Raw genomic sequence first — 26,463 nt, forward strand, 5'->3', positions numbered from 1 at the left:
ACGCCACTCAGGTTAAACGATACTAACGACAAGGTACGGTTTACAAACGATTACTTCAAATACGTCGCCATAAACTGACTGACTTTTTGTTGATACAGCTTCGGGTGCAGCGTGTACGATTCTGCGTGACCCGCACCTGGAACGACCCATAATTGCTTATTTTTGACGGTCGTCGCACGATAGTTCTGGTAGACCATCTTGGTTGGCACAAAGGTATCCTTGGCTCCGTGAATGAAGAAAATCGGCAGCTTGTTCTTTTTCAATTGGTTGACCGAACTGGCCGTCATGAAGTTAAAATGTGCCTTGGCTTCAGCGACCCAGCTAGCCGTGTATAACAATGGGAATTTCGGCAAATGGTAGAGTTGTTTGAGTTCATAGCCCAGCTCATCGCCAACACTAGTATACCCACAGTCTTCAATGATGGCCTTCACTTGGGACGGCAGCTGCTCGCCACTCATCATCATGACCGTGGCGCCACCCATCGACACCCCAAATAATCCGATGCGGCTGTTCGTTCCAACACGGCGAATCACTTGTTTGGTCCATTTGACATAATCTAAGCGGTCCGGCCAGCCGAAACCATAGTAATCGCCCTGACTCTTCCCATTACCCCGATCATCAGGGGCGAGCACGTTGTAGCCTTGGCGGTGCCATAGCCGAATATAGCTCGCCATCTGTTCCTTATTGCCCATGTAGCCGTGCGCGACCACGATCGTTTTGTTCGTTTTATGCGCAGCGGGGACGTAATCAGCGACCAGCTTCAAATTATCAGTCGCGGACGTCTCGTGCCAGGTCTGCTTGTTGACCCGTTTGAGCCACGCCTGATTCTGCTTCAAGGTATGCTTGCTCTTGCTTGAGCTGTGTGTCAAAACTTTGGGCGTGGGTTCAAAGGCAAAGTGGTATAAATAGAAACTCCCCCCTGCAATCCCAATCACTACCACGGTCAAAAACGCGACGAGTGCCAGCGTCCATTTTTTGCGCGTTGTCATTCTCAATTCTTCCTCTCTCATGCCATTGTTCTCTTATGCTTGTGCTAAATCTGTTAATACTTGATTCGTTAATAAATGTGCCGCAACCGTCTGCGCTGCCAGTTGAATCGCGTGTGTCAGTGGGTCATTCGTCGCGATTGTCAGCGGGTGTTCCCGCAAGGCCTGTTCAAATGCTTGCCGGAACTGTTCATAACGCGGTTCAATTTGTCTAGAATCACGTATTTGCAAGATTGCCTGACTGATAACCGGTAATGAAAAGTCCAGCTTCAAAATCGAAACGACGAGCACTGCCACCACGTGATTGCGGGTGTAACGGCGTCCCGTTGGCCGACTAAAAAAGTGTTGTTTCACATAACTATTGACCATCGTCTTCGTCACCGTCGACCCAAGTGGCGCTAGTGCGTCATTGACGAGTTCTAACAGCTGTTCCATATACACCGGAACGTCTGGCAGTTCATCCCACGCCATCAGATGGTACGTTGCTAATGCTGGTGTTGCCATTCGATATTCCTCCCTGTAACCTATTTTAATTTAGCCTTAGAATTAGATTCAAGTAAACATCATCAATACATTATGTTATGTAGAATTATAATCTACTTAATATTAATATTTTATCTGACCGATGTCCATTCGTTTATGACGACGTATTGAGCAAGTTATTAAGTTCAAGGGCGGCCAGCTGACGACCACCAGCTAAGCGGCGTATCCAACTAATTTTTATACCAGTTAGAACCAGCACCGACGACGACATTTGCCAAACAGGGGCTTGAAACCCGACCCGTTTTTCAGCTAAAATAGGCCTATCATTATTTCATTGTCCAGAAAGGAAATCATTATGAATAACGTTTACCTAGCTGCACCGTTTTTTGACGACGCCCAAAAGGAACGCATCCAACAGGTCAAGGCAGCCTTACTTGCCAACCCAACCATCAATCCAGATGGCATCTTCATTCCCGAAGAACACCAATTTGAGGAAGAACCTTTTGGTAGCCGCGCTTGGCAACAATACGTCTACGCTTCGGACATGCGCCAAGTTCACCGTGCAGACGTGGTCGTCGCCTTACTCGATTATGATATGACTAGTGACACGAACGAACCGGACTCTGGCACAATGTTTGAAATCGGCGCAGCGGTCGCTGACAAAGTACCCGTGCTAGTCGTCCAGTTTGATGCCAAAAAAGAACTTAACCTAATGATTGCCCAAGGCTTGACCGCTTATTTTGATGCTAGCAAGGATGGCTTAAAAGAACTTGCTACTTATAATTGCGATGATTTACGCTCCAAGCCAGCGCAACGGCCTGTCTTTTAGTCTTAATTAGTTGTACTTGAGTCGCGCATCTAGCGCACTCAAAAAGACATCCGTTCGAGCATTACTAGCTTGAACGGATGTCTTTTTCCATACCTAAATACTCCCCAAAATAGCCGCCACTCCCCCAACTGGAATGACGGCCATTTCACGTTAATGCAATCTGTCAGGACTTGTCAGCTAAACGGGCTATCAAGCGACCCAACCTAATGTTGCAAATATTTCTTTATTAGTTTACTCGTCTAACTCCGCCTATTCCGCAGGGTCAGCGACGAGTCGTTCCCGTTGCCGGGCTTGCCAGCGCTTGTTCAGCTCCAGAACAGCGGTTGGGATAAGGGTTGCGACGAGGACGATCAACCACGCGCTAGCTGGTAAGGTGACCAAGCTGAAGAAGTTGCGGAACGGTGGCACGATTGCGATGGCTAGAACAACTAGAATCCCAATCAATAAGCCGCGATTAAGCATTGGGTTGCGGGTAAAAGTGTCCCGGCTCAGTGGTCGGCGATCCTTGATGGCATAAATATCAATCATTGACCCGAGCGCTAACACTAGGAAGACCATCGTCATCCCGATGGACGCTTGGTCATTCGCCAGTCCAAAACGGCCAAGCGCATAAATGCCAAGTGTCAAGACGGTAAAGGTCGCTGCTCGAACGAATAACCGTTGTCCTAAGCCACGTGCTAGAATACTTTCGTCATTAGCCACTGGCGGTTGTTGCATCGCCTGTGGTTCGCCCGGCTCTTGACTGATGAAAAAGCCTGGAATCCCATCCGCTAAAACGTTGATAATCAGTAGTTGTTCGGCCAATAGTGGTGCGCCCCAACCGAACAGCACGGCACCGACCATCAAGAAGATTTGTGCAAAGTTGACACCAACCAAGAACTCAACGGCTTTAATAATGTTCTGGTACACCGTTCGGCCTTCCTTGACCGCCGCAATAATCGTCGCGAAGTTGTCATCCGTTAAGACCATGTCGGCGGCTTCCTTAGACACTTCCGTCCCGGTAATTCCCATGGCGATTCCCACGTCCGCTGCCTTAGCGGGTGCGTCGTTCACGCCATCACCGGTCATCGCGACGGTTTTATTCAACCGTTGCCAAGCCTGCACGATGCGGATCTTATCACTCGGCGAAACCCGCGCGTACACGGCAATTTGGTCGATTTGTGCTTGTAATTCATCATCACTTAACGCGCGTAATTCCTCACCACTCAGCGCTTTGAGGCCGGGCGTTAAAATGCCAATCTCCGTCGCAATGGCCTTGGCCGTCATCAAGTGGTCTCCAGTAATCATGACTGGGAAGATCCCGGCATCTTTAGCGGCTTGAATGGCTGGAATCACTTCTGGACGAGGTGGGTCGATCAGTCCAATCAACCCCGCCAGTTGCAAGTCCGTAGTTAATTCATCCCAGTCGGTCGTCGTCACTTCAGCGGGAATGACGCGGTACCCAACGGCTAGGACACGTAAGGCGGCTTGACCAAACGTATCGTGGGCGGTTTGCCCCGCTGCCAGAGCCGCTTGGTCGTCCGCAAACGGCAGCCGGTCCCACGCCCCTTTAACGATCACGAGGCGCTGCCCATCGTCTAATTGATGCACGGTCGTCATCATCTTCTTGGTCGAATCAAACGGATCTTCTGCCAACCGGGGCATCGCCGTTTCTAGCTCTGGCCGTTCTAAATCATGTTGGGCCAACCAGCGGACAACTGCTAATTCAGTGGCATCCCCAATCGCTTGTTCTTCGCCATCGACCATGTTGATTTCTGCGTTAGTTGCTAATCCTAAATAGCGCATCAGCTTCTGGCCCGCTGACGTTAGGGGTTCTTCAGTTGTCTGGATACCAGAATTTGGTGTCCAATACTTAGTGATCGTCATTCGATTCTGCGTCAATGTCCCGGTCTTGTCCGACGCAATCACGTCGACGCTCCCAATCGTTTCAACGGCACTCACGCGGCGCATGATGGCATTGCGTTCCGCCATCCGTCGTACCCCGTGCGAAAGGCTGATCGTGACAATGATTGGTAAGGTTTCGGGCACCGCCGCGACCGCTAGTGAGACCCCAATCATGAGGCTGTCCGCTAGACCTTGGTTCTGGACCCAGACGCTCAGGGCAAAAATGGTGATCCCACCTAAGACTGCAAACGTCGTGAGCCAACTCGAGAGGCGGTTCAACCGACCTTGTAACGGCGTCGCCCGTTGCTTCGTCTTATTCAATAGGCCAGCGATTTGACCCAGTTCGGTCGCCATCCCAGTCGTTAATACTTGAATCGTGGCCGTTCCAGCTGTCACCGCTGTTCCGGCAAAGACTTGACTGTCGTCCGTCAGTTCGGCGCCGTCTTGATAGGCGCTTTTTTCAACTGCTTCACTCTCACCGGTCAGTACGGCCTCATCAACCGCGAGATTAGTCGCCGTTAGCACGACCGCATCCGCGGGGACTTGGTCACCAGCTTTTAAAATCACTAGGTCGCCCGGAACAATTTCCGGTGCCGGGATCGTCTGCGTATCGCCATTGCGGCGCACCGTTGCAGTCGGCAGACTCATCGACTTCAACGCGGCCAGTGATTTTTCAGCTGAGGCTTCCTGGTATAACCCAATACAGACGTTGATCACTAAAATCGCGCCAATCACGATTGTCTTCGTCCAGCCCCCGTTCTGGGCTAACGCTAAGTAGGTCGCTAGGCCAACCGCAAATAAGAGCACGAGCGACGAGACGTCACTCATATGTTGCCAAATTTTCCGCCACAGCGGTACGGGACGCGCAGCCACTAATTCGTTTTTACCGAATTTAGTCGTCTGGGCCGTCACTACTGTGGTCGTTAAACCGGACTCGGGGGTAGGCTTAAATGGTGCATTCTGATAATTTTGCATCGTCTTGTCCTCCGTAATTCGATTATCGTTAACATTCGTCAACTTTAATGATAGCGGAAACATTTTGTCGTTTTACGCCCAAATTATGAAGAAGGTTTGAAGATTGGGCCATGTGTGAACGAGCAGTCGGTTGGGTCTCACTAATTTCTCATCATTTACCCGTTGCTTACGTCCCCAACGGTTGTATCCATTAGCGCTACGTCGTACTAAATCGTCACCGGCTTCAACATTAACGACCGGCAATCATCAAAAAAGATGATGATTTATGTTCAAAATCAAGTTACCTGCCATGAATATTGTTATAATAGAACACAAATATTCCTTGGAGGCACGCTGTAATGAAAATCAAATTAATCTCAACAAGTGATGTGCATGGCTACCTAGCGCCGACAGACTACAGCAGTCGCGATAACGTCGCACCATTTAGCCTCAGCCGTGTCGCCACCGTTATTCAAGACTTGACCCGCGAAGACTCAAACGAGGTGTGGCCGATCGTTATCGATAACGGCGATTATGTGCAGGGCTCCCCGTTGACCTATTTCATTGCACGCCACCACCAGGAAGCAGCGCCGCTCTATTCCCGGCTGGCCAACTGCAACCACGTGCAAGCCGGTATTTTTGGCAATCATGAATTCAATTACGGGCTCGACTACCTCGACCTGTGTGAATCTAGCCGGCAATATCCGATGCTGGCGGCCAATATTCGCGATGACCACCACCGCACGCTTTTTTCCAAACCCTATACGATCCTCGAACGGGCCGGTGTCAAAGTAGCGATTCTTGGTTTAACGACTCAATTCGTCGCCCATTGGGAACAGCCGCACCACATCGCGGGGCTGCATTTCGATGACGTGGTCGCCACGGCCAAACGGTGGGTGCCCAAACTACGGCAACTGGCCGATGTCGTCGTGGTCGCTTATCATGGTGGACTCGAACGTGACCCACTGACAGACCACCCGACTGAACGAATGAATGGTGAAAATCGCGGCTCGGCCTTGTTAGCGGAAGTACCCGGCATCGATGCGCTCATCACGGGTCACCAACACCGCCAATTAGCTGTTAAAGTGCACGGGGTTCCCGTCACTCAGCCTGGTATGAAGGGCGTGGCGGTCGGCATGATTACCCTGGACTTGACGTCCGAACATCAAGTTGCGACCAGTCACCCCGAAGTGATTCCAGTTGCCGCGGCAGCACCCAGTCCTCAAGCGATGGCGCTGATCGACCCCATCAATAACAAAATGGAAGATTGGCTCGACACGCCCTTGGGTCAAATCAACGGCGATATGTTAGTCCACAACCACTTAGACGCCCGTCTGCATAACCATCCGTACATCGACTTTATCAATCGCGTCGAAATGGCCGCAACTGGGACGGATATTGCTGCCACGGCCCTGTTTAACGACGACGTCCCGGGCCTTAAGCAACATGTGACGATGCGCGAAGTGATGAACAGCTACGTTTACCCGAACAAGTTGGCGGTCGAAGCGATTACTGGTGCAGACTTACGCGCCGCTCTCGAACGCTGTGCCAGTTATTTCATTTTGGAAGCTGGCCAAGTCCGCGTTAATCCGGAGTTCATGCACCCGAAGCTGCGCCACTATGTCTACGATGTGTACAGCGGCATCGATTACACCTTCGATTTGACTCGGCCCTTTGGTCAACGGGTCGTTCAACTCGATTATCACGGTGCCCCAGTCACACCCGACCAGCGATTGACCGTGACATTGAACCATTACCGTGCGGGCGGTGGCGGCAACTATCCCATGTATCGCGGCGATAAAATCATTCGGCGCTTACCAACCGATATGACGGTGCTGATTGCGGATTACTTTGCCCAACACCCAGTCGTAACCGCGAAACAACCGACTAACTTTCAGGTCCGCTATTAGTTGAAGATATAAATACCACTAACTGCTACGGTTATCCCGGTGGCGCTCATTTGACAGCTGGCTGTTAACTAGCCGTGATCGCCTCACTGGCGGTTAAACCACTGATTCTTGTTTTAGCATTTTGACAGTAAACACCAACGACACCTAAACGTGATATCAGGCACGCTAAGCAGTTTTTGGGAGGAATTGGTTTAATGGACGACTTAATCAAGGAAGGTAGATAGTGAGGACTGGTTTAATGAAAATCGATGACTTCATCAAGGAAGAATGTCAGAATTCCGATTTTAAAAAGAGTTTTGACATTGAACGCGGCAAACTTAAAGTTGCAGTTGCTGTCTATAACGCAAGAACCGATGCTGGACTAACCCAAGCAGCGTTATCCCAACTCGCAGGACTATCGCCAAAAACAATCGCAGCTATCGAACAAGGCGATAACGTCTCTTTTGATGACTTCTTTGCAATTATGAGCGTTTTAGGTAAAGAAGTTGAAATTAAGGTCCTTTAACACGCCAACCAGCAGCTGTGATCGTCGTCTCTAAACGTAAAATTTGGCAACGTAAAAAATACTAAGCTTAACAGGCATATCAGTTATCCAACCGGATGCTTTTATACCGTTAAGCTTAGTATTTTTAATTTATCTATTTCAGCTCATCCGACACGTTGCGGTCCTCAAACTAACTGCAGCGCCCACATAAACGCCCCCATTGTAATCGGGGCGATGATCGTGCTCAACATCTGTGTCGCCACGTATTCATCCGGCACCACTCGATTTTGGACTGCGAGCATCGTCGCAATCGTGGCCGTCGGAATCGCTAGGGTCACAATGACTAACTGTTGCGTCGGCAAGGCAACGTGTCCCAGTACCATCAAGCCCCACACAACTAGTGGTAAGCCGATGTTTTTCATGACCACGTTACCGACGACCGTCCGCGTCAAATGCCATGGCCGCGTCGTCAACAGCAATCCCAGGGCAAACAAGGCCACGCCACCTGCCGCTTGCCCAAGTTCTGTAAAACTAGTCAGCCACGCACTCGGCAGTCGTAAGCCTAGTAAGTTCAAGCAGAACGCGCTAATTGGCGCCCAAACGACCGGCTGACGACAGGCACTGCGTAACTTCTGCCAACTAGCTTGCCACCGCTGTTCGGCCGGTAAACCGCTCGCAAGCGTCAATAACAAGACGCTCAAGGGAACTTGTATCAAGTTCATGTACAGCCCACCCAGCGCAACTAGTAAGACGCTGATTTTGCCAAAGAGCACTAGCAATACTGAGACGCCCATGAACGGGATCGAAGGACTGGCAATCACCAGGCCGCGTAACGTCGCTACGTCTAGCGTTTGGTGCCGTAGCACTTGAAACGCAATCACCAGTGCCATGCCACCTAACATCCCCACGGCAAGCCATACCGCCACCGCGCGATTTTGTAGAATCGTCGCTCGTTTCAATGACAAGATCCCGCCAAACAGGCTCAGGGGCAAGGCGTAATGCATGACTAGCTGAATCAAAATATCGCTGGTACTCGGTGCGAATTGATGGCGCAGGCCCGCACCCACCCCCAGTCCGACCGTCACAATAATTGGTAAAATTGCTAAAATAAGTAGCATTTCACAGGCCCCCAATTTGAAGTAGTTAACTGAGTGTAACACAGCTGGCAGTGGCATTTGCCGCCACACCAGGCTTAAATGCCAGTCTGAACTAAACTTTCATAAGTTGTGGGCCGATCGCCGTTGTGATTATTAAGGACAGTCAAAACTCGGCTTCGGATTCCACGTAATTTGCTGGATTACGGGTGGCGGGTGAAAAATGAGTCGGTGACTCGTAATTTCTAATCAAACGAATCTGCAGCAATTCAAAAAGGACCTGCTTAAAAACAGGTCCAACTTAGACTACGGGCCGCTTACTTATCCTGTCGACGTTGATAGTCGTCAACATTAACCTCAACCAGCATCACGGTCTGATCATCTTGCGTTTTATTGGGCAACGTCCCGGGATGGGCAAAGCTTTGCCATCTTTACGTAAATCCATGGCACTCAGTCCGATGAAGTCACGGGCCATCAAGATTGCGTTCGCCATGTTACGCCCTTGCGTGTATCCCTCAAAAGCCGGAATATAAACCTCGTATGGATAGTCTACATCTGTGTTATCATGCGTGATAACCACCGGGTAACTGACCGTCAAATCTTTTGCCATTATCGTTACGCCCTCGATTCCAAATTTTTAAGAAACGCCATTAGGCAATCTCTCCGTACATCCTTTTGAAGCCTGCGAACAGTCCAATTGTATTCGCGTTCACCACCGATAGCGACTGATTGCGCACGCCTAAATGAATTTCCATCAAAAAAGTGCCGCACCATCATCAGACATTCCGTCTAACAATGGTGCGACACTTTCAATAAATTCTAATTAGAAGTTGACCTTATCAGGGTCGTTAGCAAGTCCAGCGACGCCGTGGAAGCCATCGATGACCTTCATATCTTCATCACTGATTTCAAAATCAAATAGTTCGGTGTTTTGTTGAATCCGATCAGCATGCACTGACTTTGGTAATGGTAAGAAGTCGTGTTGTAATGACCACCGTAACACAACTTGAGCAACACTCTTGCCATACTTGTCAGCCAAATCCTTTAATTCAGGAATACTGAAGATCTTACCAGTACCTAATGGACTGTAGGCTTCTGACAAAATGCCATGTTCGCGGTTGTAAGCCACGACTTCATCCTGCATGTCACTTGGGTTCAAGAAGATTTGGTTAACGGCAGGAACGACTTTGGCAGTCTTAAGCAGTGCATCTAAGTGCTTAGGACGGAAGTTAGAAACTCCAATTGCCCGGGCTTTCCGTGCCGTGTAAGCTTCTTCCATTGCACGCCAAGTGTCCGCGTTTAATTGTTCCCAATTGTCACGCATTGCAGCTGGGTTTGGCCAGTGAATCAAATATAAGTCCACGTAGTCTAACCCTAACTTTTCAAGCGACGTATCGAGTGCTTGCTTAGCGGCCTCATAGCCGTGGTCCGCATTCCATAACTTAGTCGTCACGAAGAGGTCTTCACGGGCAACGCCGCTATCAGCGATTGCCTTGCCAACACTTTCCTCGTTGCCATAAGCCGCGGCCGTATCAATGTGCCGGTAGCCGGCCTTTAATGCGGCTAATACGGAATCATAAGCGACCTGACCATCTGGTGTCTGCCAAGTCCCAAAACCAACGATTGGAATCTTAGTCCCATTGTTCAAGGTGTACGTATCGGTAAGTTTGGTCAATGCTGTCATCAAAAATGCCTCCATAATTTTATTTGCTGTTATAATTTTACCCATAATCAACCATTTCCGGCAAACATTCTGTTTCAAACTAATGACGATACGCAAAATTCGTGAGAAAATATAAACATTCTGATGTGGGGGGATTTTGATGCGCGATACGGCAGTTATGTTAAAAGCCACATTACTAGCTGGCGCCATTTTGCTAGAAAACGGGGCTGAAATCAAACGAGTTGAAGATACGATGCAGCGGATCGCCACTAATGCCGGCCATCCGGATGCGCAGGTCTTCGTATTATTAACCGGCATCACCGTTTCCTTGCCAGATGATGCGACAAGTGAAGTCCGTGCCATTCATAATCGCGGCATGGATCTCGAAAAAGTGGACCAGGTCAACACCCTATCTCGACAATTCGCTAATCATGAGATTGATTTAGCTGAATTTTTTGCGGCATTGGAACGCGTCAATCAAGCTGTACCGACCTTCCCATTCAGCTGGCTGTGCCTGGCTGCCGTTGTCGTCAGCGTGCCGTTGATGGTGGCCTTCACCGGACAAACGGCCCCGGCCGACTTGGTTACTTGTGGCTTGGCCGGACTCGCGGGCTTTGCAGTCTTCTATTGGATCAATCGAGTGGGCTCGATTCGCTTCCTCAGTGAATTTGTCGGCGCGTTCATTATTGGCCTGATCACCTTAGTTGGCTTTTATCTCACTAATGGCCACTATCATCCGGATGCCATCATTATCGGCGCCGTGATGCCGCTAGTCCCGGGAGTCGCCATCACGAATGCCGTGCGCGACACAATGACGGGGAACTTACTGAGCGGCCCCGCCCGCGCTGTCGAAGCCGTCTTGTCGGCCTGCGCAATTGGAGTCGGCATCGCACTGACTTCATTTTTCTATTAAACGACGAGGAGGCGTCTTATGGCACACTGGCTTTTCACAACTGGATTGTTACAAATTATCTTAGCGTATCTCGCCACGGCCGGCTTTGGCGTGCTGCTCAACATTCCGCGGCGCGCCGTCAACCTCAGTGGTTGGGTCGGCGCTGCTGGCTGGTTCACGTATGAAGTACTCTATCATCTGCTGCCACTGGGCGTTGATGCCAAACTCGCCATCGGGAACCTCGTCGCAGCCATCGTGATTGGGGTCGCTAGCGGAATGGCTGCCCGCTATAAGCGGATGCCGATGATCATCTTTAATATTCCTAGTCTGGTACCACTGGTTCCTGGTGGTCAGTCTTACCGGGTCGTCCGCAACCTCGTGACGGGCCATTCGGACTTAGCTTACCAGTACTTCGTTCAAATCGTCATTATCGCGGGTGTAATTGCGATCGGCTTTCTGGTCGCCGAATTCATCAACCGCCTGACCTTACATTTCGCTTAATTTTAAACTTAGATGTTACAGCAATCGGATGAAACCCCAGTTGGCGTTTCGTCCGATTTTGTTGTGTCGAGAGACATGACTGTCATCAAATGATAGCCACACTGCTTGATATGCTTAATTACGGGGTGTCATTTAGTTATGTATAAAAATTCCGTTAGTTGCTAGTCGTAAAAAAGTGGCATGCCCTTACCAAACACCGACATGGAATGTAAGTTAATCAGTCGAATTTAGCTGGAATTTTTGGATTACTAACTGGTCCCATTTACAATAATAATTGTATTAAACCAATGCTTTTGGACGTAACAAGAGCATTAAAATGTAAGCGCTTAGAAACGCATTCAAAAAAATCACTTTGTAAGATAGACGTGCTACCATGACGCGTCTTCAAAACATCGCACAGCACTAAAAATCCGTCCACGAGGAGGCCTCAAAATGAGCCCTAAATCGCATCACTTTATCGAATGGTGCTTAGCTGCATCGCTAACCATGATGATTCTCATCAATATTGGTTGGGGGATTTTTCGCTACGGCGGGACTTACTACTACATGAAAATAACGCGTCCCACTGGCACTTATCCCATCACGCTCCCGGTCAACGTCTCAGCTACTGGGTACCAGTATCAAGGATTGGCAACTAATTCCAAGGGTGAAAAAAGAACGATTCGTTTCCAGACTGTCGCTGCAGATCCAGCACCGTTTAAACGCGGGCAAATCGTCAGAATCACCTACAATCAGAGATATGGCGTCACCAACTATAAATTAGTGCACGCACGGCCTTAGTTTGGCATCATCTCAAATGATTAATCACAATCGCAATCACAAATGGCGGGCGCGCTAATTTATGTAATCCCTCGCTAACACAAAAATATGAGCAGATGACGTTATATCAGTGTCATCTGCTTATAGTCATTTCAATTGATATTGATTGTCGTTTGTTATTTTTGAAGCATCTCAGGCCAATACTTGCGGCTTATAACCGCTCTTTTCCCACTGGATTGCCCCAATCATCTTCGACTTGATGAGAATTATCAAAATAATCGTCTAAATCAAAGCCAGCAAAGCGTTGCATCAGCCTTGACGTTTCCGCTTGTGGCGAAATGACAATTTTACCATCCGCTACAGAAACTTGAACTGGCGTATTAATTGGGTTAACGATTCCAATTTCTTTAAGGAGTGACTTTGGCAGTCGAATGCCCTGCGAGTTGCCTAATTTGACAATTTTCGTGGATAATACCATTTCAATCAGCCTCACTTTCGATGACTATCTGCTTGCTATTTCGCGTTGTGCCCCATTTTTAATGACTACGGATTCTGCCTGCGAAAAAATCCTTTCACTGGCGGCCACCCGCGCATTCAGTATACACCCTCCTGTACGTGCGACGTGAAAAGATGTATTCGCTATCAGCTTGGGCAATCACTTCGCTTAAGTTGGCTGAAGCTAAAAAAGCCAGCGACTGTTTGGAACCAGTCACCGGCCTTCATTTATTCATAATATGATGTCACTTCAAGCTGAGGCTTGCCGTGCTGACTTCCATCAAGCTGGCGGACAAACCCGGGCTTGCGTTTGCTTGCAAAGTGCTAGTGGATCAACGTGAAGTAGCCAATCACGAGCACCCCTAAGACGATTCGGTACCAACCGAACGCCTTGAAGTCGTTTTTCTTGATGTAATCCAACAAGAAGCGAATCGATAAGTAGGCAACGACGAAGGAAACAATCACCCCAACGGCTAAGACAGCCCCTTGTAGACCGGCTAATGAACCACCGTGGGCGAAATATTTCACGAGCTTCAGTAGTGAGGCCCCAAACATGGTTGGAATCGCCATGAAGAACGAGAATTCAGTCGCCACGTATCGCGACGTTCCGATTAAAATCGCCCCTAAAATCGTTGCACCAGAACGCGATGTCCCAGGAATCAATGATAGCAATTGGAAACATCCGATGAACAGTGCCGTCGTATAAGGTAAGGTCTGGAGGTTCGCGAACCGTGGCGTTAACTGCTTGTTGTGGTTTTCAATCACAATGAACAGGATCCCATAAATAATCAGCGTGGCGGAAACGACCGCCCAGTTCATCAGATGTTCATCCATCCAATCGTTCAGCGGTAGGCCGACGATCACTGATGGTGTCACGGCCAGTAAGACTTTGCTCCAGAGCACCCAAGTATCACGCTTTTCAGTTGTATTCTTGCGTGGTGACAACGGGTTGAGTTTGTGGAAATACAAGACAACGACCGCCATGATGGCCCCTAACTGAATCACGACGTTGAACATATCCGTAAACTGCGTGGATTGTTGCATCTTAATGAATTCGTCAACTAAGACTAAGTGTCCCGTTGAACTAATAGGTAAGAACTCGGTGATTCCTTCTACGATCCCCAAGATTACCGCTTTAAAAATATCTAACACAATGGATTCCTTTCTTGTTGGCAAGGCTCATCAATTGATTGCCCGCTGCATAAAAAATTCCGACCATCCCCGATGGTTGGTATATCAACATTATAGCAAGCGTTCCCTCAAGATAGTAGCGTCCATGTGTAATTTTTTTGTAAAGGTCACCTCGACAGCGCTGCCAATGCCGTCTCAAAAGCGCTCTGAGTTTGGTCATCAAAACAAACAATCGTAATAGTCGTGACAGACTGTGCAGTCGTTTGCGCCGCCGTTTGTAGCGTTTTCAGTGCTAACGGCGCCGCTAATGAGAGTGGAAAATGATAAACGCCCGTGCTGATCGACGGAAACGCCACCGTATGGCAGCCATTTTCCGCTGCTAAATTCAAACTATTGCGATAACTATTCGCTAATAATCGCAACTCGTCACGCTGGCCACCTTGCCAGACTGGCCCCGGTGTGTGAATGATGAATTTCGCTGGCAACCGAAAGCCTGGAGTGATTTTGGCCTCACCCGTGGCACAGCCGTGTAACGGCCGACACGCCGCTAGTAATTCCGGGCCCGCTGCGCGATGAATCGCCCCATCGACTCCGCCACCACCGAGCAAGCTAGTATTAGCGGCGTTCACGATCGCATCGACCGCCATTTTCGTAATATCGCCGTGAATCACTTTAATTTCAGCCATCTTAATGCGCCCCCATAATCAAATTCACACTCGTCTGTGCCTGTTGCTTCAATTGAGCCCCACCAACGGCTTGTTTAGCCAACAACTGTAACCCACTGCGAACTTGCATCAGACTCGCCGCCGCTTCGGCCACCGTGGTCGGCAACGTTTGCGCTTGTGGCGCCAATAAGCTGACGAACCGTGTCTGCAGGTTGGCATAAATCGTTTGTAATTGGGCGCTCAAGGCCGCGTCCTGTGTTCCCAGCTCAGCCATCAAGTTGACCATCAAACAGCCCGCTGGCCACTGGTCACTTTGAAATGGCAGAAGGACACAAGCCGCAATCAGTGCAGGTAAAGGTGTTTGGCGCGCTCGTTCCCGTTCAATCAACCGGTCGAGTTGTTCGTCCAATGTAGCTTGGTAACAGACTAGACTCCGCCTTAACGCGACGCGCTTACTGTGGTATTGCCGATAAAATTGCGTGCGGGACAACCCGGCAGCCCCAATCAAATCGTCCACCGTCGTCTGTCCATAGCCCACTTGCCAAAATTGAATCATCATTGCCTGATCTGCTTCTGATGAACCGTTAACACCCATGTGAAAACCTCCCTGAACTGCATTGTAACTCACTTAGTCAGCGACTAAATATTGAATACCGCGAATAATCGACCACAAATAGCTCGCGACGGCGACCAAACCAAAGATCGCTAGTAACACGATGGCGAGCCAGCCACTGTTAGCCAAGTTATCCATGTAAATTCCGCTCACACCGAGAATGACCAGCATGGCGATGCCCAGAATCGTCGGCAGCAAGTGTAACCAGAACGCCCGTCCCGCGGCTCGATGGGCTTCCGGATTGGTACTCGTTAATAACCAGACAATTAATGGAAATAATACTGGTAGGAATAAAATACTTAAATAACTTAATGCATTGATTACGCGATTTTGGGTCATAATAATGGCCTCCCCCTGTTTTTACCCCGAGTATAGCGGAAGCTGGGGACTTCGGCAAATAATAAACAAATTATAAAGATAGTTAGAACTCTGCCAAGGTTGGCGATTGACCGGCCTCGAATGATAGGGGTCTGCTATAATGATGATACGTACTAATGACGACCTGATGCTTGTTGCACGTACAACCCGGGAGCGAACGGTTCACATTAGTACAAGGTGCATTAGTTAAGATGCGGAGGAAAATAAAATGACGAAACGAACAAGTTTCAAATTTAGATGGGTCGCCCTGGTTGCCACCCTGATATTCGGGATTGGTGGCTGGCGACTCCTTGCGCACGCTGACAGTAGCAGCGACGAACCAATCGTCACGTTAGGTAGCAGCCTGACTAGTAGTCAGAAGACCGGTACCATCAACACTCTCACGGCCAGCTTGAACGGCGCGGACTATCAGACATTGACCGTCAACGGTGACACGCTGGTTAAATATCTCAATCCAGCGGGCGAAAGCTTCACCAGTAGCTCAGGTGTCTGGTCGAGTGCCATGATTCAAAAGACGAGTTCTGGTTCCGGTATTAATGTTAAAATTCTCGACTATAACGGCAGTAATAACATTACAACTATTACCGCCAATCAATATAAAAATGCGGCCTTGACCGCTGGGATCACTGACGCTAATATTTACGTCACGTCTGCGACCCCAATCGACGGCTCAGGCGCCTTAGCTGGGGTATACGCCGCTTATGCCAAGAGCGGTAATAGCTTGAACACCAAGCAAGTCACAGCCGCTCAAGACGAATTGAGCACCCTGAGCGGTATCACCCAAGCTAATAAAAATAAAGATGGTTATACTGACTCTCAACTCAACAACGCCATTGCGGGTGCCAAGAAAGAAATGGCTCAAAAAGGGAGCAGCGTGACCAAAAACGAAATCACGACCATCGTTAACCAACAAATTACCAATAATAACTTAACTAATGTCATTACAAATAACCAAAAAACTGAAATTATTAACTTGTTGGTCAAGATTCGTGATTCCGGCGCCTTAGATTCATCAAGTTTCAAGACCCAGGCCAATTCATTGATGAAAAACATTCAGTCCAATGCCAAAAACGTCTTCAGTAAGCTCAACACTAAGGAAAACCAGAATTTACTGCAAAAAATCTGGACAGCCATCGTCAACTTCTTCAGTTCAATCTTCAAGTCGATCTTTGGCTAAATCAGGGACGCTTGGATAATAGCGATTCGCATAGTAGGTGGGATTCAAAATCATTTTGAACCCCACCTACTTTTTTGTCATGAATCACGATTAAAGCGTGCCGGTTCTTCAGGTCAAAATCAGCCAGCTGAGACCCGCTGGAAACAGTGCGAGTTAGTGTAAACTTTCAGTGGTAGATGCGTCCTAAGACGGCTTACAGGTGTTTCTGACAATTGCCGGAACGCAATGGACACAGATTTAAGCCGAAAACCACGTCTTAAATACTGGTCTTCCATGTTAGCTGCAGTATGGATGAAACGTGTTCGGGTCAGACTGGGACTTCCGGTTAGCTACGCCAGAACGCCAAGCGGAAATTCACCGCTTAACGCTCTAGCTAGGCTAATCCTCAGTCCCAACCCGTCTGAACTTCACACTCTAAAAAACGCTGGGCATTGTCAGAAACACCTTCCAGCCTGGACAGTATTCGAAAGGCAGACATTTGCGGACTCAACCTTTGATGGACTGGTCGTTGGTTCTTAGTAAACAGTTATCTTGGCATTCAACTGTAAAGCTGATTCCCAATAACAGCTAAGTTATTTCGCCAACACTTTTGGGTCATCTAAGAGAGTAAAACTCTGAATTCTGTACTAATGAAAACTCTAACGTCTAACCCAGGACTGGTTCCCATTGACGCTAGCCAGTAACCTTCAAGTCGTCTTGTCATCATTTAGATACCATAAATAATCATTGATACTGTTTCAAAAAAAGTTTGCCTGAATATCCAGTCACCAAATATTCAATGGTCAATTGCACTCAGATAGGTGGTCGTTCATCCGCCATTCGAGTGGGTTACCGACTGTCCGGACTGCCGGACAATGCTCAAGGGCGAAATTCTTCTTGTCCGGGTGAATTTCCCGGGCTAGAAGAAGACTCGTATTTGAAATTGCGCAGTGGTTTTCTGCGTGAGTTCAAATCGATGTCCGCCCTGTTCCAGCGTTGTCAGCCGGCCCCGGAAGTCGGACTAAGGCGCGCATCGGCTGACGAACAGGAATCCACTAACCGGCACGCTTTAATCATCATTAATGCCAAATGATAAATAGCGCATGGACACTGCTGTCAGAGCTGATGTTGACGATTACCGGTAGTCGTTTATCAACGGCTAACTGAAACAGCCAACAGTTACCAACGATGTACATTTTGCAAGCGTTTTAAATGTACAATTGTAACCGTAAACACCCCATTTTCTAGTACAAACACGGATTATGCCTGATGGTCGCAGTTTATTGTTAAAAACTGCTCAGTAGACAAAAATCGCTTCGAAAAGGCTAGCTTTCCGAAGCGATTTTGTCATAAGTTGATTCAAGCGTTAGGCTTCTGCCCGCTTCAAATCAGCATACGTTGTCTTTTTAGTTTGCTTACTTGCATCTTCGTTAACGAATTTATCCATAAATTCTTCAACTAAGTTCAGCGTCTGATACTGCTTAGCTAAGCTAAAGCTTTGACGCCATTCGCGGTTGCGTTGGATCAATTCAGTGAAGACTTCATGTTCAACACGGGCACCCTCTGGCGTTAACTTCAAAACTTTGTTACGGCGATCATGATCTTCAGCTTCTTGGTATAAGTAGTCCTTACGTAATAAGCGACCAATTAACCGTGAAATAGCTGAACGCGTTACACCGTGACTTTCAGCGATGTCCATCAGGCGGATCTTGCCCTTAGCTTCAGCGATATCGTACAGAATGTAAAATTCATCTAACGTAATACCATGTTCCGTCGCTGGTTCCGCAAACATATCTGATAAGTTCTTGAAGCCATGTAAGTACATATGGCTAAAGCGATTAAAAAATTCCATATCTTCGTTCATGTTTAAGTCTCCCTTTCACTAGTCGAATTATCATTAAATTCCCAATCATAATTCGCCCCATGCTTTTTTAATTAGTAAGCGTCGTTTATCATTTCCCCGCTTTAAAGTGTACTAGTATATTTTACGAAATACAAGCAATTTAGATTACTTTAATATTAAATTTTTATTTCAGTACTTAAATCAATCGTTGCGTGTTTGTGCAGATAACTGACAAACTCTTGATAATAGGCATCAGTATTGTACTTGGCGGTGCTTAAATAGATTTGGTCAATTTTCTCAGCATTCTCGCCTAATAGCAAGTAGAACGCTTGGTCGATATTCTCTGAAATCATGCCGACACTAGCTCTTAGAATCTTGCGCTTGAAAAAGACTGCCATCCCGCCAGATAACGCAAAGTTCAAGGCGTATCTAATCATCGCCGCCTCGCCTTCGACCCCGATAGCTTCTAGCCAATCTAGGGTCACCAATACAAGCTCGGTCGTTAACTCCGGGCTTTCAAATATATCCTGAATGAAGTGTTCCATCGTCGGATTCTCATCAAGCAATCTCAGGACGAAACTCATTTGAATCATCGTCCGCTGATGCGCCGATAAAAAGGTCAATTGTTCATTACTATAGATGAACGCGCTAAGCGTCAACTCATTCAGCATCGTACTTAGCAAAACGATTTTCTTGGGGAAGTAATGCTGAAGCAGCGACTTACTAATATCGCATGCAATCGCAATATCCTTCATCTGTACGTTGGCGTAGCCCTGTTCTGCAAACAAGCGGAACGCCGTATTGACGATTTCCATTCGTCGCTGCGTGTTTCTTTTACGTGGCACCGGTATGCCTCCCATCACTGACATTTGAATTATTCTCTTTAAATAAACTATACTAATATAGCTTTAAACGCAAGTAAGATTGCTTCTAATTCATTAATAAATAACGCCATTAACTATCTCAATAGTCCGTATAAACCGGCACCACCTTAATCACTATTTCACATACCGTCTAAAATCCATTAACTGCGTACGAATAACAAAGCAGTATACATTTCGTTAAAGAAAGCGCTTTCCAAAATGAACATTTGTGCTAAAATTAACTTATTAACTTTGTAGGGAGGCACATCATATGAGCACTAAAAATTCTTATCAATTAGCCGATATCGGTCGGCATAATCCAATCTTCTCACAGATCCGTTCCACCGTGGAAACGGCCTTTTACGGTAACAACATGCATCAAGTTGCTGACGTTGCCGATGCTTACCACCGCACCACTAAGGATCCTGGAACCGTCATTACGGACCTCCCCATCTATCGCGCCACTGATTTAGGCTTACCAGCAGATGCCAAGATGCTGATTGCCAATACCGGTAAAGTTGTCGGGCGGACCGCACAAGCACGGCGCATTTTAGGCAACCCTGGCGTTAGTGAAGCTGATATGGCTGGTCGTCTGCGCCAAGCTATTTTTGCCAGCGCACACCAAGATTTCATCAAAACGGATGTCCTAGTCGGCCTCGATGAAGACTTCATCGTCCGCGCCCACCTGGCCATTCCAGACGGATTCGCCAACAACCTACTCTCTTACATGCTCAACTTCCAGCCGATTACTGCGGCTTACCGAGCCATGTTCGAGCGTTCGGTGGCTTACCCTGAAGGTGATATTTACATTTACGCCGATCCAACTTATCATGACCCAGATTACCCTGATGGGCTGGCGATTTTTGACCCACAACACAACACCGCCGCAATTCTGGGTATGCCATATTTCGGCGAACTCAAAAAGTCGACTTTGACCTTAGCATGGTCAATCGCGCACCGGCATGGCTTCGTCGCTTGTCACGGTGGCCTCAAAGCGTTCCATTTTAAGGACAAACAAGATCAAGTCTTTGCCATGTTTGGCCTCTCAGGTTCCGGTAAGTCGACGCTGACGCACGCTAAACACGGCTATAAGTACGACATTACCGTTCTGCATGACGATGCGTTCGTCATCAATCGACAAAACGGGAGTTCAGTCGCCTTAGAACCGTCCTACTTTGACAAAACGAACGACTATCCGATGACTTCAGATGAAACGAAATACTTCATGACGATTCAAAACGTCGGTGTCACTTTAGACGACCAAGGACGCAAAGTGCTGGTCACTGAAGATTTGCGCAATGGGAATGGTCGGACGATCAAGTCACGTTATGCTTCGACGAATCGGGTCGATAAGGAAGACGCACCGATCAACGCCATTTTTTGGATTATGAAAGATGATAGTTTGCCACCAGTCATCAAAGTTGACGACCCGGTCCTAGCTGCGACGTTCGGGGCAACATTAGCGACTAAACGGAGCTCCGCTGAAAATATCATTGGTGACGTCGACCGGAACGCCCTAGTCATCGAACCATTTGCGAACCCATTCCGGGTCTACCCACTATCCGAAGACTACCATGACTTCAAGGCCCTCTTTGAAGAACGCCACTTGGATTGCTACCTGCTCAATACCGGCTACTTTGGTGACAAGAAGATCCCTAAAGAAATTACGTTAGGCGCCCTAGAAGCCATCGTCAATAACACGACTGAGTGGGAATCCTTCGCCGGTCTCGACCACATGCAGAATTTGAAACTCGCAGACTTCCCTGTCGACGGGGAAAACGCGGACTATCGCCAATTAGTTGCGACCCGTCTGGGCATTCGGGCAAACTTTGTGGACCAATATCAACACAACAATAACGACCGTTTGCCACACGAAGTCACGGACAGCTTGGTTCACTTACAGCAACAATTAAAGCAACCTCTTGCAAAATAAGGATGGTATTCGTTCCCCGTTTCAAACCAATTAAGGTTATAATAAAAGTAGCAGGTATATGGCACTGAACTTTTACGAATTCTAAAAATCGGGGTGAGGAGCATGGAACTACCATTAAGTCAATTATCAGAAAAGCTCATTGGTTTTGAACGCGAGCATCATCTTACAGATAACGATCTAGCGTTCGGCAGTCAACTATCCGTTGAGCGGATTCACAACATCAAGTCTGGTGAAGCAACGCCAACTCAAGAAGAACTGCAACTATTGAAGAAATTCATGAACAGCAAGACTAAAGCCTAGACGCTGGTTCAGTGATAAAAACCAATTGGGGCACCTGTCCTCACTAAAACTGGTCGCACGATGCGACCAGTTTTTTGTTACTCAAAATTTGTTGCGTACGTGTTGCGCTAGTTAATTGGTTATGAATCATGATTAAATCGTGCTGATTAGTTCAAAGTCAAAGGCAGCCAGCTTAGAACCGCTGGAAATAGTGCGAGTTAGCGTAAAGGTGATGGATAGACGCGGCCTATGCCGGCTTCCAGGCATTTCTGACAACGCTGGAACGCGATGGACACAGATTTAAGCCGAAAGCCCACGTCTTAAATACTGGTCTTCCACGTTAGCTGCAGTATGGATGAAACGTGTTCGGGTCAGACTGGGACTTCCGGTTAGCTACGCCAGAGCGCCAAGCGGAAATTCACCGCTTAACGCTCTAGCTAGGCTAATCCTCAGTCCCAACCCGTCTGAACCTCACACTCTGAAAGCCGCTGAGCATTGTCAGAAAAACCTTCCAGCCGGGGATGGTATTCGAAAGGCAGACACGTGCGGACCCAACCTTTGATGAGCTAGTCGTTGGTTCTTAGTAAACAGTCGATTAGAAACTAACTGTGAGGATAGTTTCTAACGATAGCTGAGCAGCATTACTCATATTTAACATTTATAAACCAATAGCTTCATCGAACTTTCTCTAGCCGTCTGAGATTGCAAAGCATCAAGCTTTAAACAAAAGCAATTCTGTCGTCCAACTTCAAGACAAGTTGCCATTGAAATTAGTGAATAATCTTCAGGCTAACTACTCGGTATTGCGCACCATAAATCATCACCACTGCTGATTAAAAGTTTGCCTGAAGGACCAATTACCCAATGTTCAGTGGTCAATTGTACCCAGATAAGTGGTTGTTCATCAGCCATTCGAGCGGCTTCCCGGCTGGAAGGGCCGGCTGACAATGCTCAGTAGCCAAATTATTCTTAGCTGGAAGTGGGTTGCTTCCGGCTTAGAATAAGACTCGTATTTGAAATTGCGCAGTGGGTTTCTGCGTGAGTTCAAATCGATGTCGGCTTACGTTCCAGCAATTGTCAGCCGGCCCTGGAAGTCGGACTAGGACGCCTCACCGGCAGACGAACAGGAATCCACCAACCGGCACTTTTTAATCATCTTTAATGCCCACGAATAACTAGCCCTAGCGTATTGAGCATATTAGTGTACGTGTGCCGATTCAGGTGGGATAATGCGATAAAACATTAAGTTAAGTCCAGGCATGCATCATCCGGCGCTAGCGTTACTGCTGATTTTCCCTGCCCATCAAGCGCGCCTATGACAGCTCATATATAGGCGGCTAGCCTGACTTGCCAGCACAATTCGACTAGCACAGGCGACGAATTTTTGGTCAAAAAAAATCGCCACCCAACCTGAATTGGATAGCGACTTTGTTTGTTAAATAATCGTTTTAGAACATGTGGATAGCAAAACTTGGTGTGTAGTAAGTGGTGCTCTTGATTGAAACAGTTTCGCCTTCAGTTGGTGAGGCAATGTATTGACCGTTGCCTAAGTAAATCCCAACGTGGTAAGGTGCTGAATCAGAACCCCAGAAAATCAAGTCGCCAGCTTGTGCTGAGCTAAATGATACGTGAGTACCAAGAGTAGCTTGGGCATAAGTAGTCCGGCCGATGGTACGACCAATCTTAGCAAAGGCAGCTTGCGTAAATGCAGAGCAGTCCATTTGTTCGTATGGTGTGCCTAAGTAAGTCTTAGCAGCGGCGATCAAAGCACTTGCTGAACCAGTCGTTGATGAACTAGTGGTTGAAGTGGATGATGACGTAGCTGATGCACTGTAGGCAGTTGCACTTGTAGTCGTTGATGATGAACTAGTCGTGCTTGCAGATGAACTTGCTTGTGAGCTAGTTGAAGTTGCAGCAGCTGATTGTGTGCTGGTAGCAGTCGTGCTAGTTGAAGCTGAACTTGCTTGTGAAGCTGAGCTTTGACTTGCAGAACTTTGGCTAGCAGAACTCGTTGAAGTTGCTGAGCTTGAGCTTGCTTGTGATGCAACTGAGCTTGATGAAGCACTTGAAGTTACGCTGCTTGCACTAGCAGTTGAAGTGCTACTTGATTGAGCTGCAGTTGAGCTGCTTGATACTGCTTGGCTCGTACTACTTGCACTAGTAGTTGATGAGCTGGTAGCAGCTGCACTAGTCGTTGAGCTAGCAGCTTGTGAAGTTGAAGTTGCGGCACTAGTTGACTTAGCACTGCTTGCACTAGCAGTGGTCGTCTTAGTCGTAACCTTTTCACCAGTCTTAACGCCAGGAATGTTGATGGTCTTACCGGCGATGATTAAATCTGGGTTGCTTAAGCCGTTAGCTTCGGCAATCTTGTTAACTGAAACATGGTACTTTTGTGAGTATGCCCAAACAGTGTCCCCTGCTTTGATAGTCATTGAATCGGCATTGGCAACTGCTTGACTAGTAACTAACATACCAGCTAAAGCAGCAGTTCCTAACATCACTTGTTTAATATTTACTTTCACTTTAATAATGATCACTCCAAAAAGAATGTCACGTATGTACTTCAAGCCAACGTCTATACTACTCATTTTGTGTTACATACCAATACCAACAAAATAACAATATGTTACGAAAGTTACAAAACAGTAACAATAATTGGCCATCGTAACATTTCCATCTTGAAACGCTATCATACCGGCATCTTTTTATTACTAAAATTTACTTTTTTTCAAAACTTTTTTGAAAAAAACTTGCCGATTAATCAAAAAAGCCGAATTTCAATAGTCAACGACTAGAAATTCGGATAATTGTCATGGTAAAAACGACCAAACGTTCGGTTAATGCCGGTTTATTTTGAACCGCGTTGGCGATGATGGGTCCGCGGCAGTCCTAACAGCCAACGAATATCATTGCCCGTAAAATTCAGTTTCAAAAATTCGCCTTCCTGCCCTTTTTGGTACATGGTCGGCAAAACTTGTGCGTCTAATTTGATGACTTGCTGCGCGATCTCGTCGTCAAATAAATATTGGCGAGTGGCCGCTTCAATTTCTTTCATCGCAAATATCTGATCAGCATTCTCAAATAGCTGCGACTTATCAAGGGTTAACTGCTCACTTTTGAACTTAGCATATGACTGATCCAAAGCCTGTTCTGCTTGGGTGGTCAGTGCGGTGGTTGTCGTCATGATGGGCACCTCCTAAATTTACCCCTTATTGTAACCGCTACCGTCTCGTTTGGCTACGCTGAACCATGCTTTTTAACTAAAATTTGCTATACTGAATGGGCAAGGGAGGAAATTAACTTGACGAAATCAAACGAACGCTATTATCAACCAACCGACATTAAGGACGCCCTCCAGACGATTCAAAAACTATTTAACACGTATACGGACGCCCCACTGACTCCCGAATTAATGGCCTATCATCAAAAATTAGTGAATCAATTATCAACGAATTTATTGCCACTGGCTCAACAACAGGACGATCAACTACGCGTCAGCCAAATCAATTCGATGACTGCAGTGATGCAAGACTGGCTCAAGCTGCGGTTAAACGGCCAAGTCTTCGGCGGTAAAATGCAACATTTCAAGTTTGTCAGCAACCAAAAGCCCCAATATAAGCGGCGTGTCCACAAAATTCGCGGCAACCAGAATCACCGCGCCAGTCGCCATTAATCGTTAACCTGGACTTGCACCCGACTTATTTTGCGGTATACTAAAAAGTGTATTGGGCCCTTAGCTCAGTTGGGAGAGCGCCTGCTTCGCATGCAGGAGGTCGTCGGTTCAAATCCGGTAGGGTCCATTTTAATCTTGTCAAAACGCCATTCAGTCCTTTGAACAAAGGTGCTGAATGGCGTTTTTTCGAGTCTGATTTTATGCTAAAAATATGATGTAACGTTCTGTTGCTTTGTGATTTCAGCCGCTAAATTACAGGCTCGTCTCGTCCGACATCCATCGTGACTATCACTGTTATCACTGTTGGTTCATCTCAGAAACGACTACTCTGGCGGAATTCATAAAATTTGAAATACGTCAGGTGACAGCTTGAATATCGATTTAGAGACTTTATACAGTCCAAAACCAATCAAATATCCTACTATATTCAAAATCAGGTCATTGACGTCAAACGTGCGGTTACCTAGATAGAAGAAACTCATCAGTAATTGGAGCGTCTCGATACCCAGAGTCGTTAGTCCGCCAAGGATCATATTGGGTCTAGCCTGGCTAAATTGGTTGGGCCACAAGCACGCCACCAGTATTGACAACGGTAATAATAGTACTAGATTTCCAATGATTTGGCTGGGTGCATACTGAAACAGCTCCAAAACATTGAAGTTAGCAAGATATTGTTTACCGAATCCATATTGATAGGCTTTAGAACCCCATTTAAATACCATTATTGGAAAGAATGTCACACTCAGGAGCGCATAAACATACAGGAAAAATGCAATTAAGCCACTCACTTTAACAATCGTTACATGACCATTGAAAAATTGCCTAATCAAAATATAAAAAAATAGCGGTATTAATATAATCAGCGTTGCCCCGGCATCTATCAGATAGTCCGGCCCAAATCCATGTCCATTGATCATCATGTCGCTTATCACCCCCTTCAAGTGTTTGGGTTCAATTCTCCACCTTATATGAATCATTAACCCTATTAATATTAT

The 26,463-nt window shown here is 47.2% G+C and carries 27 protein-coding genes and 1 tRNA gene; 11 read left to right on the plus strand and 17 right to left on the minus strand.

From position 1 onward, the window contains the following. Window positions 1-50: 50 nt before the first annotated feature. Together MZO40_RS13570 and MZO40_RS13575 are read right to left on the minus strand one after the other, a co-directional pair. A complete protein-coding gene (locus MZO40_RS13570) occupies window positions 51-989 on the minus strand; it encodes an alpha/beta hydrolase (protein WP_105919977.1) in 939 nt (312 codons plus the stop codon). A 33-nt stretch (window positions 990-1,022) separates the two neighbouring features. Beyond that, window positions 1,023-1,490, minus strand: coding sequence for a DUF1836 domain-containing protein (locus tag MZO40_RS13575; RefSeq protein WP_088770521.1), 468 nt, complete (start codon window positions 1,488-1,490; stop codon window positions 1,023-1,025). 334 nt (window positions 1,491-1,824) lie between these two features. Between MZO40_RS13575 and MZO40_RS13580 the strand changes: the two genes are divergently transcribed. Continuing rightward, window positions 1,825-2,298 (plus strand): nucleoside 2-deoxyribosyltransferase, encoded by a 474-nt coding sequence (locus MZO40_RS13580; RefSeq protein ID WP_105921916.1) that lies wholly within the window; start codon window positions 1,825-1,827, stop codon window positions 2,296-2,298. 249 nt (window positions 2,299-2,547) lie between these two features. On the opposite strand, the gene MZO40_RS13585 is transcribed toward MZO40_RS13580, so the two are convergent. Further along, on the minus strand, window positions 2,548-5,157 hold the full coding sequence (locus MZO40_RS13585) for a cation-translocating P-type ATPase (protein ID WP_252133339.1): 2,610 nt from the start codon (window positions 5,155-5,157) through the stop codon (window positions 2,548-2,550). 338 nt (window positions 5,158-5,495) lie between these two features. Here MZO40_RS13585 and MZO40_RS13590 point away from each other — a divergent pair, with 338 nt between their 5' ends. Next, complete coding sequence (locus MZO40_RS13590; protein WP_105961222.1) at window positions 5,496-7,046, plus strand: bifunctional UDP-sugar hydrolase/5'-nucleotidase; 1,551 nt, start codon at window positions 5,496-5,498, stop codon at window positions 7,044-7,046. Between the two features lie 238 nt (window positions 7,047-7,284). Continuing rightward, the gene (locus tag MZO40_RS13595; protein WP_101874173.1) at window positions 7,285-7,551 is read left to right on the plus strand and encodes a helix-turn-helix transcriptional regulator; all 267 of its coding nucleotides are present in this window, start codon (window positions 7,285-7,287) and stop codon (window positions 7,549-7,551) included. Window positions 7,552-7,715: 164 nt separating this feature from the next. Here the strand turns inward: MZO40_RS13595 and MZO40_RS13600 are convergent, their stop codons facing one another. The 3 genes from MZO40_RS13600 to MZO40_RS13610 form a co-directional block, all read right to left on the minus strand. After that, window positions 7,716-8,648, minus strand: coding sequence for an AEC family transporter (locus tag MZO40_RS13600; protein ID WP_088770518.1), 933 nt, complete (start codon window positions 8,646-8,648; stop codon window positions 7,716-7,718). Between the two features lie 343 nt (window positions 8,649-8,991). Continuing rightward, window positions 8,992-9,234, minus strand: a complete 243-nt coding sequence (locus tag MZO40_RS13605) for a type II toxin-antitoxin system HicB family antitoxin (RefSeq protein ID WP_105961223.1) — start codon at window positions 9,232-9,234, stop codon at window positions 8,992-8,994. 213 nt (window positions 9,235-9,447) lie between these two features. Further along, window positions 9,448-10,308: an aldo/keto reductase gene (locus tag MZO40_RS13610; protein ID WP_088770516.1), complete on the minus strand. Its 861-nt coding sequence runs from the start codon at window positions 10,306-10,308 to the stop codon at window positions 9,448-9,450. A 139-nt stretch (window positions 10,309-10,447) separates the two neighbouring features. Here MZO40_RS13610 and MZO40_RS13615 point away from each other — a divergent pair, with 139 nt between their 5' ends. The 3 genes from MZO40_RS13615 to MZO40_RS13625 all read left to right on the plus strand — a co-directional run bounded on the left by MZO40_RS13615 (window position 10,448) and on the right by MZO40_RS13625 (window position 12,460). Then, entirely contained in the window at window positions 10,448-11,200 is a 753-nt protein-coding gene (locus tag MZO40_RS13615; RefSeq protein ID WP_105961224.1) for a threonine/serine exporter family protein, read from the plus strand. 18 nt (window positions 11,201-11,218) lie between these two features. Then, window positions 11,219-11,680: a threonine/serine exporter family protein gene (locus MZO40_RS13620; protein WP_252133340.1), complete on the plus strand. Its 462-nt coding sequence runs from the start codon at window positions 11,219-11,221 to the stop codon at window positions 11,678-11,680. Window positions 11,681-12,112: 432 nt separating this feature from the next. Continuing rightward, on the plus strand, window positions 12,113-12,460 hold the full coding sequence (locus MZO40_RS13625; protein WP_105961225.1) for a YxeA family protein: 348 nt from the start codon (window positions 12,113-12,115) through the stop codon (window positions 12,458-12,460). Window positions 12,461-12,650: 190 nt separating this feature from the next. On the opposite strand, the gene MZO40_RS13630 is transcribed toward MZO40_RS13625, so the two are convergent. The 5 genes from MZO40_RS13630 to MZO40_RS13650 all read right to left on the minus strand — a co-directional run bounded on the left by MZO40_RS13630 (window position 12,651) and on the right by MZO40_RS13650 (window position 15,682). Next, the gene (locus MZO40_RS13630; RefSeq protein WP_105961226.1) at window positions 12,651-12,917 is read right to left on the minus strand and encodes an AbrB/MazE/SpoVT family DNA-binding domain-containing protein; all 267 of its coding nucleotides are present in this window, start codon (window positions 12,915-12,917) and stop codon (window positions 12,651-12,653) included. Between the two features lie 341 nt (window positions 12,918-13,258). After that, entirely contained in the window at window positions 13,259-14,086 is an 828-nt protein-coding gene (locus tag MZO40_RS13635; RefSeq protein WP_105961227.1) for an undecaprenyl-diphosphate phosphatase, read from the minus strand. A gap of 146 nt (window positions 14,087-14,232) precedes the next feature. Then, window positions 14,233-14,751 (minus strand): O-acetyl-ADP-ribose deacetylase, encoded by a 519-nt coding sequence (locus tag MZO40_RS13640; protein ID WP_105961228.1) that lies wholly within the window; start codon window positions 14,749-14,751, stop codon window positions 14,233-14,235. A 1-nt stretch (window position 14,752) separates the two neighbouring features. Beyond that, window positions 14,753-15,325 (minus strand): TetR/AcrR family transcriptional regulator, encoded by a 573-nt coding sequence (locus MZO40_RS13645; RefSeq protein WP_050338282.1) that lies wholly within the window; start codon window positions 15,323-15,325, stop codon window positions 14,753-14,755. Between the two features lie 33 nt (window positions 15,326-15,358). Further along, on the minus strand, window positions 15,359-15,682 hold the full coding sequence (locus tag MZO40_RS13650) for a hypothetical protein (protein WP_105921908.1): 324 nt from the start codon (window positions 15,680-15,682) through the stop codon (window positions 15,359-15,361). A 247-nt stretch (window positions 15,683-15,929) separates the two neighbouring features. Here MZO40_RS13650 and MZO40_RS13655 point away from each other — a divergent pair, with 247 nt between their 5' ends. Then, entirely contained in the window at window positions 15,930-16,898 is a 969-nt protein-coding gene (locus MZO40_RS13655; RefSeq protein WP_105961229.1) for a DUF1002 domain-containing protein, read from the plus strand. A 1,345-nt stretch (window positions 16,899-18,243) separates the two neighbouring features. On the opposite strand, the gene MZO40_RS13660 is transcribed toward MZO40_RS13655, so the two are convergent. Next, complete coding sequence (locus MZO40_RS13660) at window positions 18,244-18,741, minus strand: MarR family winged helix-turn-helix transcriptional regulator (protein WP_003639983.1); 498 nt, start codon at window positions 18,739-18,741, stop codon at window positions 18,244-18,246. A gap of 155 nt (window positions 18,742-18,896) precedes the next feature. Then, a complete protein-coding gene (locus tag MZO40_RS13665) occupies window positions 18,897-19,535 on the minus strand; it encodes a TetR/AcrR family transcriptional regulator (RefSeq protein ID WP_033618663.1) in 639 nt (212 codons plus the stop codon). Window positions 19,536-19,854: 319 nt separating this feature from the next. Between MZO40_RS13665 and MZO40_RS13670 the strand changes: the two genes are divergently transcribed. Both MZO40_RS13670 and MZO40_RS13675 read left to right on the plus strand, forming a co-directional pair. Then, window positions 19,855-21,516 carry a phosphoenolpyruvate carboxykinase (ATP) gene (locus MZO40_RS13670; RefSeq protein ID WP_252133341.1) on the plus strand — a complete coding sequence of 554 codons (1,662 nt, stop codon included), beginning with the start codon at window positions 19,855-19,857 and terminating at the stop codon, window positions 21,514-21,516. Between the two features lie 102 nt (window positions 21,517-21,618). Next, on the plus strand, window positions 21,619-21,816 hold the full coding sequence (locus MZO40_RS13675) for an LBP_cg2779 family protein (RefSeq protein WP_003639986.1): 198 nt from the start codon (window positions 21,619-21,621) through the stop codon (window positions 21,814-21,816). 768 nt (window positions 21,817-22,584) lie between these two features. Here the strand turns inward: MZO40_RS13675 and MZO40_RS17450 are convergent. The 3 genes from MZO40_RS17450 to MZO40_RS13685 form a co-directional block, all read right to left on the minus strand. Continuing rightward, window positions 22,585-22,707: a hypothetical protein gene (locus MZO40_RS17450; RefSeq protein ID WP_263853516.1), complete on the minus strand. Its 123-nt coding sequence runs from the start codon at window positions 22,705-22,707 to the stop codon at window positions 22,585-22,587. 536 nt (window positions 22,708-23,243) lie between these two features. Further along, a complete protein-coding gene (locus tag MZO40_RS13680; RefSeq protein ID WP_225367234.1) occupies window positions 23,244-24,317 on the minus strand; it encodes a LysM peptidoglycan-binding domain-containing C40 family peptidase in 1,074 nt (357 codons plus the stop codon). A gap of 326 nt (window positions 24,318-24,643) precedes the next feature. Further along, entirely contained in the window at window positions 24,644-24,979 is a 336-nt protein-coding gene (locus MZO40_RS13685; protein WP_152705524.1) for a hypothetical protein, read from the minus strand. 117 nt (window positions 24,980-25,096) lie between these two features. Between MZO40_RS13685 and MZO40_RS13690 the strand changes: the two genes are divergently transcribed. Then, complete coding sequence (locus MZO40_RS13690; protein WP_088770506.1) at window positions 25,097-25,468, plus strand: hypothetical protein; 372 nt, start codon at window positions 25,097-25,099, stop codon at window positions 25,466-25,468. 54 nt (window positions 25,469-25,522) lie between these two features. Beyond that, window positions 25,523-25,595 (plus strand) — tRNA-Ala (locus MZO40_RS13695). A gap of 211 nt (window positions 25,596-25,806) precedes the next feature. Here the strand turns inward: MZO40_RS13695 and MZO40_RS13700 are convergent. Then, the gene (locus tag MZO40_RS13700) at window positions 25,807-26,388 is read right to left on the minus strand and encodes a VanZ family protein (RefSeq protein ID WP_105961643.1); all 582 of its coding nucleotides are present in this window, start codon (window positions 26,386-26,388) and stop codon (window positions 25,807-25,809) included. Window positions 26,389-26,463 lie beyond the last annotated feature (75 nt).

Origin of the sequence: Lactiplantibacillus sp. B652, assembly GCF_023806745.1 — a bacterium.
In the GTDB taxonomy this organism is placed as follows: Bacteria; Bacillota; Bacilli; order Lactobacillales; family Lactobacillaceae; genus Lactiplantibacillus; species Lactiplantibacillus pentosus.

Excerpts from the sequence above, each read along its gene's own strand:
- MZO40_RS13580 (WP_105921916.1), top strand. The coding sequence starts at position 1,825 with ATGAATAACGTTTACCTAGCTGCACCGTTTTTTGACGACGCCCAAAAG.
- MZO40_RS13670 (WP_252133341.1), top strand. The coding sequence starts at position 19,855 with ATGAGCACTAAAAATTCTTATCAATTAGCCGATATCGGTCGGCATAAT.
- MZO40_RS17450 (WP_263853516.1), bottom strand. The coding sequence starts at position 22,707 with ATGGCTGATGAACAACCACTTATCTGGGTACAATTGACCACTGAACAT.
- MZO40_RS13615 (WP_105961224.1), top strand. The coding sequence starts at position 10,448 with ATGCGCGATACGGCAGTTATGTTAAAAGCCACATTACTAGCTGGCGCC.
- MZO40_RS13700 (WP_105961643.1), bottom strand. The coding sequence starts at position 26,388 with ATGATGATCAATGGACATGGATTTGGGCCGGACTATCTGATAGATGCC.
- MZO40_RS13575 (WP_088770521.1), bottom strand. The coding sequence starts at position 1,490 with ATGGCAACACCAGCATTAGCAACGTACCATCTGATGGCGTGGGATGAA.
- MZO40_RS13620 (WP_252133340.1), top strand. The coding sequence starts at position 11,219 with ATGGCACACTGGCTTTTCACAACTGGATTGTTACAAATTATCTTAGCG.
- MZO40_RS13675 (WP_003639986.1), top strand. The coding sequence starts at position 21,619 with ATGGAACTACCATTAAGTCAATTATCAGAAAAGCTCATTGGTTTTGAA.
- MZO40_RS13645 (WP_050338282.1), bottom strand. The coding sequence starts at position 15,325 with ATGGGTGTTAACGGTTCATCAGAAGCAGATCAGGCAATGATGATTCAA.
- MZO40_RS13570 (WP_105919977.1), bottom strand. The coding sequence starts at position 989 with ATGACAACGCGCAAAAAATGGACGCTGGCACTCGTCGCGTTTTTGACC.
- MZO40_RS13590 (WP_105961222.1), top strand. The coding sequence starts at position 5,496 with ATGAAAATCAAATTAATCTCAACAAGTGATGTGCATGGCTACCTAGCG.
- MZO40_RS13605 (WP_105961223.1), bottom strand. The coding sequence starts at position 9,234 with ATGGCAAAAGATTTGACGGTCAGTTACCCGGTGGTTATCACGCATGAT.
- MZO40_RS13630 (WP_105961226.1), bottom strand. The coding sequence starts at position 12,917 with ATGGTATTATCCACGAAAATTGTCAAATTAGGCAACTCGCAGGGCATT.
- MZO40_RS13650 (WP_105921908.1), bottom strand. The coding sequence starts at position 15,682 with ATGACCCAAAATCGCGTAATCAATGCATTAAGTTATTTAAGTATTTTA.
- MZO40_RS13655 (WP_105961229.1), top strand. The coding sequence starts at position 15,930 with ATGACGAAACGAACAAGTTTCAAATTTAGATGGGTCGCCCTGGTTGCC.
- MZO40_RS13625 (WP_105961225.1), top strand. The coding sequence starts at position 12,113 with ATGAGCCCTAAATCGCATCACTTTATCGAATGGTGCTTAGCTGCATCG.
- MZO40_RS13685 (WP_152705524.1), bottom strand. The coding sequence starts at position 24,979 with ATGACGACAACCACCGCACTGACCACCCAAGCAGAACAGGCTTTGGAT.
- MZO40_RS13595 (WP_101874173.1), top strand. The coding sequence starts at position 7,285 with ATGAAAATCGATGACTTCATCAAGGAAGAATGTCAGAATTCCGATTTT.
- MZO40_RS13600 (WP_088770518.1), bottom strand. The coding sequence starts at position 8,648 with ATGCTACTTATTTTAGCAATTTTACCAATTATTGTGACGGTCGGACTG.
- MZO40_RS13665 (WP_033618663.1), bottom strand. The coding sequence starts at position 19,535 with ATGGAAATCGTCAATACGGCGTTCCGCTTGTTTGCAGAACAGGGCTAC.
- MZO40_RS13610 (WP_088770516.1), bottom strand. The coding sequence starts at position 10,308 with ATGACAGCATTGACCAAACTTACCGATACGTACACCTTGAACAATGGG.
- MZO40_RS13660 (WP_003639983.1), bottom strand. The coding sequence starts at position 18,741 with ATGAACGAAGATATGGAATTTTTTAATCGCTTTAGCCATATGTACTTA.
- MZO40_RS13640 (WP_105961228.1), bottom strand. The coding sequence starts at position 14,751 with ATGGCTGAAATTAAAGTGATTCACGGCGATATTACGAAAATGGCGGTC.
- MZO40_RS13585 (WP_252133339.1), bottom strand. The coding sequence starts at position 5,157 with ATGCAAAATTATCAGAATGCACCATTTAAGCCTACCCCCGAGTCCGGT.